Origin of the sequence: Ferrimonas balearica, assembly GCF_019802055.1 — a bacterium.
Taxonomy (GTDB): domain Bacteria; phylum Pseudomonadota; class Gammaproteobacteria; order Enterobacterales; family Shewanellaceae; genus Ferrimonas; species Ferrimonas balearica_A.
Window position 1 is genome coordinate 476,141 of the sequence record NZ_JAHVHW010000006.1, and the last position, 9,457, is coordinate 485,597.

At 59.5% G+C, this 9,457-nt stretch carries 8 protein-coding genes, 1 tRNA gene and 1 rRNA gene; 3 read left to right on the forward strand and 7 right to left on the reverse strand.

Annotated elements, in window-relative coordinates; genetic code table 11:
• Nucleotides 1–54: 54 nt before the first annotated feature.
• From hutH to hutC, 3 genes are read right to left on the reverse strand one after another with little or no spacing between them, the layout of a single operon-like run.
• Nucleotides 55–1,593, reverse strand: a complete 1,539-nt coding sequence (gene hutH, locus KUV52_RS07535) for a histidine ammonia-lyase (RefSeq protein WP_222525324.1) — start codon at nt 1,591–1,593, stop codon at nt 55–57.
• Nucleotides 1,593–3,272, reverse strand: coding sequence for a urocanate hydratase (gene hutU, locus KUV52_RS07540; protein WP_222525325.1), 1,680 nt, complete (start codon nt 3,270–3,272; stop codon nt 1,593–1,595). Before hutU ends, hutH begins: the two co-directional genes overlap by 1 nt.
• Nucleotides 3,273–3,282: 10 nt before the next feature.
• Nucleotides 3,283–3,996, reverse strand: coding sequence for a histidine utilization repressor (gene hutC, locus KUV52_RS07545; protein ID WP_222525326.1), 714 nt, complete (start codon nt 3,994–3,996; stop codon nt 3,283–3,285).
• 111 nt (nt 3,997–4,107) lie between these two features.
• Here hutC and hutI point away from each other — a divergent pair, with 111 nt between their 5' ends.
• The 3 genes from hutI to KUV52_RS07560 all read left to right on the forward strand — a co-directional run bounded on the left by hutI (nt 4,108) and on the right by KUV52_RS07560 (nt 6,504).
• On the forward strand, nt 4,108–5,337 hold the full coding sequence (hutI, locus tag KUV52_RS07550) for an imidazolonepropionase (RefSeq protein ID WP_222525327.1): 1,230 nt from the start codon (nt 4,108–4,110) through the stop codon (nt 5,335–5,337).
• Nucleotides 5,338–5,425: 88 nt separating this feature from the next.
• A complete protein-coding gene (gene mtnC / locus KUV52_RS07555; protein ID WP_222525328.1) occupies nt 5,426–6,103 on the forward strand; it encodes an acireductone synthase in 678 nt (225 codons plus the stop codon).
• A gap of 14 nt (nt 6,104–6,117) precedes the next feature.
• Complete coding sequence (locus KUV52_RS07560; RefSeq protein WP_222525329.1) at nt 6,118–6,504, forward strand: hypothetical protein; 387 nt, start codon at nt 6,118–6,120, stop codon at nt 6,502–6,504.
• Between the two features lie 46 nt (nt 6,505–6,550).
• Here the strand turns inward: KUV52_RS07560 and KUV52_RS07565 are convergent, their stop codons facing one another.
• The 4 genes from KUV52_RS07565 to rrf all read right to left on the reverse strand — a co-directional run bounded on the left by KUV52_RS07565 (nt 6,551) and on the right by rrf (nt 9,453).
• Nucleotides 6,551–6,961, reverse strand: a complete 411-nt coding sequence (locus tag KUV52_RS07565) for an acyl-CoA thioesterase (protein WP_222525330.1) — start codon at nt 6,959–6,961, stop codon at nt 6,551–6,553.
• 72 nt (nt 6,962–7,033) lie between these two features.
• Nucleotides 7,034–8,869 carry an AMP-dependent synthetase/ligase gene (locus KUV52_RS07570; protein WP_222525331.1) on the reverse strand — a complete coding sequence of 612 codons (1,836 nt, stop codon included), beginning with the start codon at nt 8,867–8,869 and terminating at the stop codon, nt 7,034–7,036.
• 321 nt (nt 8,870–9,190) lie between these two features.
• A tRNA-Thr gene (locus KUV52_RS07575) sits at nt 9,191–9,266 on the reverse strand.
• Between the two features lie 72 nt (nt 9,267–9,338).
• Nucleotides 9,339–9,453 (reverse strand): 5S ribosomal RNA (gene rrf / locus KUV52_RS07580).
• Between the last annotated feature and the right edge of the window lie 4 nt (nt 9,454–9,457).

A 9,457-nucleotide genomic window follows, 5' to 3' on the forward strand; every position in this document is an offset into this window, starting at 1 on the left:
TAAGAAACCAAAAGCCCCCGCAATTGCGGGGGCTTTCTCTTTTTCATCCGAGGCTTACAGCGACGGGAGAAGCAGTGAAGGGATAAGACGGTTGTAACTGGCAGAGGCCAGCAACCGGGTTGCTTCCTCGATGTCCGGCGCAAAGAAACGGTCTTTGTCGTAGAACGCCACTTTCTCTCGCAGCTCCGCTTTGGCAGACTCCACCGCCTCACTGGCCTTGAGCGGCGCCCGGAAATCCAGCCCCTGACAGGCCGCCAGAAGCTCTACCGCCAGTACACCACGGCTGTTGCCCGCCATCTCACGCAAACGGCGGGCGGCGAAGGTGGCCATGGAAACATGATCCTCCTGGTTGGCGGAGGTGGGCAGGCTGTCCACCGAGGCCGGATGAGCCAGGCTCTTGTTCTCACTGGCCAGCGCGGCAGCGGTTACCTGAGCGATCATAAAGCCGGAGTTCACGCCGCCATTATCCACCAGGAAGGCGGGCAGGCCGGAGAGGTGGCGATCAATCAACAAAGCAATGCGACGCTCCGCCAGGGCACCGATCTCACTGATGGCGAGCGCCAGGTTATCCGCAGCCATCGCCACCGGTTCGGCATGGAAGTTACCACCGGAGATGAAATCGGTTCCCTCATCAGTCGGAAAGACCAGCGGGTTATCGGTTACGCCGTTGGCCTCCACCAACAGCACCTCAGCCGCCTGTCGGATCTGGGTCAGGCAGGCGCCCATCACCTGGGGCTGACAGCGCAGAGAGTAGGGGTCCTGCACCTTTTCACAGTTGGCGTGGCTGTCACCCAGTTCAGACTGGGCTCCCAGCAGATGACGGAAGGTGGCGGCGGCATCGATCTGCCCCTTCTGGCCCCGCACCTCATGAACGCGAGGATCAAAGGGGCGGCGGCTACCCAGCGCCGCTTCAACGCTGATGGCGCCCACCACGGAGCCGGCAGCCCAGAGGTCTTCCGCATGGAACAGCCCCTCCAGCGCCAGTGCCGTGGAAGCCTGGGTGCCGTTAAGCAGCGCCAGGCCCTCTTTGGCGGCCAGGGTCATTGGCTTCAGGCCCGCCTTGGCCAGGCCATCTTTGGCCCGAATCACCTGCCCGTGGTAACGCACCTCACCTTCACCCAGCAACGGCAGCACCATATGGGAGAGCGGGGCCAGATCGCCCGAGGCGCCGACGGAGCCCTTCTCCGGCACAATGGGGTAAACCCCGGCGTTAACCAGAGCGATAAGCGCATCGATCACCTCCCGGCGAATACCGGAGAAGCCGCGGGCCAGGGAGTTGATCTTCAGCACCATCATCAGGCGAACGGTGGCGTCGCTCATTGGCTCGCCGGTACCGGCCGCGTGAGAGAGCACAATGGAGCGCTGCAGCAGTTCCAGGTCCTCTTTGGCAATGCGGGTATTGGCCAGCAAACCAAAGCCGGTATTGATGCCATACACCACCTGATCGCGCTCAATCACTTGAGCCACCGCAGCGGCGCTGGCATCAATGGCGGGATAGGCGCTCTCATCCAGAGTCAGTTTCACCCCGTCGCGGCTGACAGCACGCAGTTGGGTCAGGGTCAGATGCCCTGGAGTCAAAGTCAGGTTCAGCATCAGTTGTCCTCCAACATCGGCAGGTCCAGCCCCTGCTCTCGAGCACAGTTCTTCGCAATGTCATAGCCGGCATCCGCATGACGCATGACACCAGTGGCCGGGTCGTTCCACAGTACACGGCTGATGCGCTTGTCTGCGGCTTCACTGCCATCACAGCAGATCACCACACCGGAGTGCTGAGAGAAACCCATCCCTACGCCACCACCGTGGTGCAGGCTCACCCAGGTGGCGCCACCGGCAGTGTTCAACAGGGCGTTCAGCAACGGCCAATCCGACACGGCATCGGAGCCATCCTGCATGCTCTCGGTCTCCCGGTTGGGGGAAGCTACTGAGCCAGAATCCAGGTGATCACGACCGATCACCACCGGCCCCTTAAGTTCGCCGTTTTTGACCATCTCGTTGAAAGCGCGGCCCAGGCGGGCACGATCCTTCAGACCCACCCAGCAGATACGGGCAGGCAACCCCTGGAACTGGATCCGCTCGCGCGCCATATCCAGCCAGTTATGCAGATGCGGGTCGTCCGGGATCAGCTCTTTCACCTTCTGATCGGTCTTATAGATGTCTTCGGGATCACCGGAAAGAGCGACCCAGCGGAACGGCCCCACGCCCTCACAGAACAACGGACGGATATAGGCAGGCACAAACCCGGGGAAATCGAAGGCGTTCTTCACCCCCTCCTCAAACGCCATCTGACGGATGTTGTTGCCGTAGTCCAGAGTGGCGGCGCCACGCTCCTGCAGGGTCAGCATCGCCTGCACCTGAACCGCCATGGAAGCTTTGGCGGCAGCGACAACGGCTTTCGGGTCGGACTCGCGCATCGCTTTGGCCTGATCCAGAGTCCAGCCCTGAGGCAGGTAGCCATTTAAGGGGTCATGGGCGGAGGTCTGATCGGTCACCACATCGGGTGTAATGCCGCGCTCAACCAGCTCGGCAAACACGTCTGCCGCATTGCCAAGCAAACCTACAGAGATCGCTTCACCCTTGGCGGTCGCCTCGTTGATGATGGTCAGGGCCTCATCAAGGGAGAGGGCTTTCTTGTCGACGTAACCGGTGCGCAGACGGAAATCGATGCGGGTCTCGTCGCACTCCACCGCCAGACAGGCAAAGCCCGCCATGGTGGCAGCCAGCGGCTGAGCGCCACCCATACCACCCAGACCACCGGTCAGGATCCAGCGCCCTTTGGCCACACCGTCAAAGTGCTGCTTGGCAACCGCAACAAAGGTTTCGTAGGTGCCCTGCACAATCCCCTGGCTGCCGATGTAGATCCAGGAGCCCGCGGTCATCTGGCCATACATTGCCAGACCCAGCTTATCCAACTCGTTAAAGTGGTCCCAGTTGGCCCAGTGAGGCACCAGGTTGGAGTTGGCGATGAGCACCCGTGGCGCATCAGCATGGGTTTTGAATACGCCAACCGGCTTACCGGACTGAACCAGAAGGGTCTCATCCTCCTCCAGGCGCTTCAGGGTCTCGACAATCTTATCGAAACAGGGCCAGTCACGGGCCGCACGACCAATACCGCCATACACCACCAGGTCTTCCGGGCGCTCGGCCACTTCGGGATCCAGGTTGTTCATCAGCATGCGGAGCGGGGCTTCAGTCAACCAGCTTTTGGCAGACAGCTCAGTACCACGGGGGGCGCGGATCACCCGGCTAGGGTCATGACGCGGGTCCTTACTCATCGTTACTTCCTTATCGTGATGTTGATTCAACCATCAGGTGGCCACCGAGCCGGAACCGGCTTCCCGGGTGCAACAACCTGGCGTAGCTCACCACTCCCTGGGAGGACCAGGTGCGGCGACAGATCTGCAAACAGGGCTCCGGCCCCTCCAGGGACAGCAACCGTTGCTGAACCTCGCTGGGGGCCACCGCCTCAATCAGGTGGTGCGCCTGGGTCAGCGGGGCCACCTGGGACAGGTATTCATGGGGCGTTTGACTGGAGAAGGGTTGCTCCAGGTAATCCGGCACCAGCGCCGGATTGACGTAGCGGTCCTCCAGTTGGACCGGCTGGCCATTCTCCAGATGCAGCAGTGAGGAGCGGAAGATGGTGCTGCCAGCGGGTACCGCCAGGGCAATCGCCACCTCAGCCTCCGCCGCAACGGGCTTGAGCAACAGCAACTGGGCGCTGTGCTGGTGGCCGCGCTCGCTGATCTCTTCAGCAATATTGCGGATCGCCATCATGCTGCCCTGAGACTTGAAGGGCGCCACAAAGGTGCCTAGCCCCTGACTGCGCACCAGCACCCCTTGCTCCACCAGTTCAGTCAAGGCTCGTCGGGCCGTCATGCGGCTGCAGGCAAAGCGCTCCGCCAGTGCATTTTCTGACGGCACCTGCTCATGCTCCTGCCAATGGCCCTGCTCAATCTCTTCACTGATGGCCTGCTTAATGGCCTCGAATTTTGGGATCACTCCGGCCCCTCATCCTGTCCGTTCTGGTTATCACCATGTCACAGCAAGGTTGTATATACAAGAATATACCGCCACAATGCGATAACGACATTGGCAGTGGAGAGCGACGCGATGGATTGGGATCAGCTTTGGATTGAGGTCAACCTGGCCACCATGGATCCAGACCAGGAGGGCGCCTATGGCGCGATTCGGGACGGCGCAGTGGCCATCAAGGACGGCAAGATTGCCTGGGTGGGTCCACGCAGCGCCCTGCCAGAGTTCGACCCCTTCTCACTGCCGGTTTACCGGGGCCACGGCGGATGGCTGACACCCGGCCTGATCGATTGCCACACCCACCTGCTGTTCGGCGGTACCCGGGCCAGTGAGTTTGAACAGCGACTCAATGGCGCGACCTATGAGCAGATCGCCAGGGCCGGTGGCGGCATCCTATCAACGGTTCGCGCTACCCGTGCGGCCGATGAGGAATCCCTGTTTCAAAGTGGGCGAAAGCGTCTCAACAGCCTGCTGCGTGAAGGGGTCACTACGGTGGAGATCAAATCCGGCTATGGATTAGACCTCCCAACGGAGCGCCGTCTGCTGGAGGTAGCTCGTCACCTGGGCTCCATGCACCCGATAGAGGTGGTCACCACCTTTCTGGGCGCCCACGCCCTGCCCGAAGAGTACAAAGGCGATGCCGAAGGTTACGTTCGCCATGTGATCGAGGAGCAGTTGCCAGCCATTGCCGCCGAGGGGCTGGCGGATGCGGTGGACGTGTTCTGCGAGAATATTGCGTTCGACCTGGCCCAGACCGAAGCGGTGTTCCAGGCAGCCAAGGCCCATGATCTGCCCGTTAAGCTGCACGCAGAGCAGCTCTCCAACATGGGTGGTTCTGCCCTCGCAGCCCGCTATCAAGCCCTGTCCGTGGATCACATCGAATGCCTCGACGAAGCTGGCGTGAAGGCGATTTCGGAATCCGGTACCGTCGCGGTGCTGCTGCCAGGTGCCTTCTTCACCCTGAAAGAGACCCGACTGCCCCCAATCGACCTGCTGCGGCAGCACCGGGTGCCGATGGCGCTGGCCTCAGACTTCAATCCCGGCAGTTCGCCACTCTGTTCTACCCTGTTGATGCTCAATATGGGCTGCACACTGTTTGGCCTGACACCCGAAGAAGCGCTTTCCGGTGTCACCCGCTGCGCCGCCCAGGCATTGGGTTTGCAAGAGCAGGTCGGGCAGATCCGGGTCGGCATGGAAGCGGACCTGGTGTTATGGGAGATTGATGAGCCCGCAGAGCTGGCCTGGCAGTACGGCTGCAACCCCTGCCGGGAGGTGATGAAGCACGGCCAGATGGTGACGCTGAGATAATGAGTCCTAATCGCCCCCGGGTTTTTCTGGCATCACCGGGGGCCGGGGGCTACTATCAACCGGAATAAAAACGACTTGAAGAGGACGTATGGGAGTTCAAGCCATCATCGTGGATACCGCTGGCACCACGACCGATTTCCAATTTATCAAGGACACACTCTTCTCCTACTCTGCCGACGCCCTTCCGGACTTCCTGGACCAGCACCAGAACGATTTTGCGGTCAGCAATCTGCTGGCGGATCTGCGTGCTCATGCCGGTGAACCCGATGCAGACCTGGAGCAACTGACCGGGCTTATCCGCGAGTGGATCGCCCAGGACAAGAAGATCACCGCATTGAAAACCCTGCAGGGACTGATCTGGAAGCAGGGGTACCTCAAGGGCGAGTTCAAGGGGCACGTCTATGCCGATGCCGCCGAAGCACTGAAAAACTGGAAAGGGCAGGGCAAGCGCCTGTACAGCTACTCCTCCAGCTCTGCCGATGCTCAGGATCTGCTGTTTAAACACAGTGACCAGGGCGACCTCAGTGCCCTGTTTTACGGCCACTTTGATACCAACCTAGGGCAGAAAAAAACCGTTCAGGCCTACAAGAATATCCTGAACGTGGTGAGCCTGTGGCCCAAGCATGTTCTGTTCATCTCCGACGATGTGGAGGAGTTGAACGCCGCTCGGGAAGCGGGCCTGCGCACCTGTCAGGTGGTCCGTGGCGAAGGTGTCCGCCAGGGGGATCACAACGTCGTGGATGACTTCAGCCAACTGAAGCTCTGATAACGAAGCCAATCGTGAAAGCCTCTAACGGAAAGCGGGCCATCCATTGGGCTGGCCCACTCATCGGCGCTGCCATCCTGATACTGAGCGGTGGGATCTGGATGCAAAGCCTGTGGCAATGGCCACTGCTCAATCTGACGGTCGGAGAGTTTCTTGGCGGCGACACCCCTGTTTGGCAGGTGCAGTTGGCCACCGCCGGGCTGCTTATCCTCAACACACTGTGGCTGGGCTGCGGCATGTTCCTGGGGGCTGCCCTTTGCCTGCGTCGTCGTCCCCATCCCGCAGTCTATTACCTCTGTGCCTTTACGCTGCTGTTTGGTGGCATAGTCTCCAAACTGCTGGCGGTCCTGGCCATTCTGTTCCGCCTGGTGAAGGACGCCATTGAGGATGTCGTTCGCTAAAAAAGACAAAAGGCGCCCAATGGCGCCTTTTCTGTTTCAACGAGGCTTAATCCTCAGGGGTCTCTGAGGCACTCAGATGGGCCTCCAGCGCCTGACGAATTGTGTCGGGAATGCGGACTGACTGGTTGCTCTGATAGTCAAAGTGCACCATCACCGCCTTTCCTCTGGCCGTCACCTTGCCGTCCTGAACCACCTGCTGACTGACATCGAAGGAGCTGCTACCCAGGCGGGAGAGGCGGGTTTCGACGGTCACCGGCTTGCCGTAATAGGTCTGAGCCAGAAAGTCCACATGGACGCTGGCCAGGATCAGGTTCCAGCGGCTCAGATCCAACTCAGGGACAAACAGCTCGAAGATGGGCGTTCGCCCCTCCTCAAACCACACCGGAATCACGGTGTTGTTGATGTGCCCAAGGGCGTCGGTTTCCATAAACCGGGGATCAAATTGGGTGGTAAACATCCAGCCTCCTGCCAATGTGGTGTTCCGTTATAACAAAAAAGGCCCCCATTGGGGGCCCTTCTGATTGGACGGTTACGCCTTGGCGGAGGCAACCTTTCGGTACATCGCCTCAATCTCTTTGGCAAAGCGCTGGTTGATCACCTTGCGACGCAGTTTCATGGTCGGCGTCAGTTCACCGCGCTTCATGCAGAACTCGCGAGGCAGCAGGGTAAACTGCTTCACCTGTTCAAACCGGGCCAGTTCCGCCTGCACCGCTTTCAGGCGCTCCTCGAAATGGGCCTTAACGGTCGCATGGTTAACCAGGTCCAGCTTGTCCTTGTACTGAATGCCCACATCGCGCGCCCACTGCTCCAGGGACTCAAATGCCGGAACGATCAAAGCTGACACATAGTTGCGGGCATCGGCGATGATGGCGATCTGCTCCACCAGCGGATCCCGGGATACCATCCCTTCGACGCGCTGAGGTGCGATGTATTTGCCGTTAGAGGTCTTCATCAGCTCTTTGATGCGGTCGGTGATCAGCAGGCGACCCTGCGCATCCAGGTAACCACAGTCACCGGTCTTGAGCCAACCATCCGCGTCAAAAGCCTCAGCGGTATCCTGCGGGCGGTTGTAGTAACCACGCATCACCGTATCGCCCTTCACCAGGATCTCATCGTTAGGACCGATCTTGACCTGCACTTCAGGCAGCGGGTTACCGTTGGTGCCAATGCCAATGCCACCCATGCGGTTGGCGGTCACGGAAGCGGTGGTTTCGGTCATGCCGAAGCCGCACAACACGGTGAGCCCAACAGACTGGAAAAACTCGTTCACAACCGGATCCAGCGCAGCACCACCAGCGGGCATAAAGCGGATGCGTCCGCCCAGCTTTTCGCGGACCTTAGAAAGAACCAGTTTGTCGGCCAGCGCCAGCTTGGCGCGGGCAAACGCCCCCAGAGCCGGGCCACCCTGTTCCGCTTCAAAGCGTTTCAGACCCTGCTTCAGAGACCACATAAACAGGCCACGCTTGTGGGCCGGAGCCTGTTCCAGCTTCTCCATCACGGCAGAGTAGATCTTCTCGTACAGACGGGGCACGGCACACATCACGTGAGGACGAACCTCGGCCAGGGCATCCTGAACCTTCATTGGGTCGGCCAGATAGGCGTTGGTGCCACCCTGAGTCAACACATAGAGGCTCCAGCCACGCTCAAACACGTGAGACAGGGGCAGGAACGCCAGGGAAACATCCCCTTCGCCGAACGGCAGAAACTCAACATGCTGGCGAACGGTGCTGGCAAAGTTGCGGTAGTCCAACATCACGCCTTTGGGTTCACCGGTGGTGCCGGAGGTGTAGATCAGGGTTAGCAGGTCATCGAGTTGGCGATCTGCGATACGCTGATCCAGCTCTGCCTGATACGCGGCGTGCCCCGCTGCAATCAGCGCAGACTGATGATGAATGGTGACCTCACACTCCTGAGGAGCCAGATCATCCTCCATCAACACGATGTGCTGCAGAGTCGGGCAGTGTGGCACCAGAGCCAAAGCTTTGGTGTATTGCTCCTCTCCGGCGACAAACAGCACCTTCGCGCCCGCATCATTGACGATGTAGGCCGCCTGTTCATCGGTGTTGGTCGGATAGATCGGCGCAATGACGGCTCGGCACTGCATGCTGGCGACATCGGCAATGGCCCACTCAGCACCGTTCTGAGCAAAGATGGCGACCTTATCCTGCACCTGGACCCCAAGGGCCAGCAGAGCGCGGGACAGGGCGTCCAGTTGCTCACCAAAGCGTTTCCAGGAGATATCCTGCCATTGGCCGGCAACCTGATGACGCAGGGCAGGGGCATCGCCCCGTTGCGCGATCCGCTCTCGCAGGACCTTAACCAGATGCAGTTGCTCTAATGACGGTTTCACCACACTCTTCCCCATCGTAACTTTTGTTTAGCGTACACATGTACACTCTTTGGTTGCGCATAGTACCCATATTGTTCCCGTTGGAGCAGTAAATTCGAGCACTTTTGCGTACAGTCGCACACTTTTTCAGCACACGTTCAGCCCTATTTTCAGCCTGTTGGCAGCCAATTTCACAGCTGCGACAACTGAGTTAACAGCTGTACCTATCAGTTTTTAGAGCAAAAAACCTAATTCAGCCACTTTTCCGATATGAGTATCGACCAGGGGATCGGGAGAGGAACCTTTTTTCGAAGGGATAAACGACAAAACCCAGCCGTTAGGCTGGGTTCTGAAAGATGGTGCTGATACCCAGATTCGAACTGGGGACCTCACCCTTACCAAGGGTGCGCTCTACCAACTGAGCCATATCAGCAGCTCCAAGGGACGGCGCAGTCCGCTTGAAACAACAAAGCCCAGCATAATGCTGGGCTTCGTCTGAATGGGTGCCTGGCGGTGACCTACTCTCGCATGGGAACTCCCACACTACCATCGGCGCGGTTGCGTTTCACTTCTGAGTTCGGCATGGGATCAGGTGGGACCACAACGCTATTGCCACCAGGCAAA

Bases quoted from the DNA above. Each gene is read 5' to 3' on its own strand.
- KUV52_RS07565 (WP_222525330.1), bottom strand. From the start codon at position 6,961: ATGTTTACCACCCAATTTGATCCCCGGTTTATGGAAACCGACGCCCTT.
- KUV52_RS07570 (WP_222525331.1), bottom strand. From the start codon at position 8,869: ATGGGGAAGAGTGTGGTGAAACCGTCATTAGAGCAACTGCATCTGGTT.
- mtnC (WP_222525328.1), top strand. From the start codon at position 5,426: ATGGGAGTTCAAGCCATCATCGTGGATACCGCTGGCACCACGACCGAT.
- hutU (WP_222525325.1), bottom strand. From the start codon at position 3,272: ATGAGTAAGGACCCGCGTCATGACCCTAGCCGGGTGATCCGCGCCCCC.
- hutH (WP_222525324.1), bottom strand. From the start codon at position 1,593: ATGCTGAACCTGACTTTGACTCCAGGGCATCTGACCCTGACCCAACTG.
- hutI (WP_222525327.1), top strand. From the start codon at position 4,108: ATGGATTGGGATCAGCTTTGGATTGAGGTCAACCTGGCCACCATGGAT.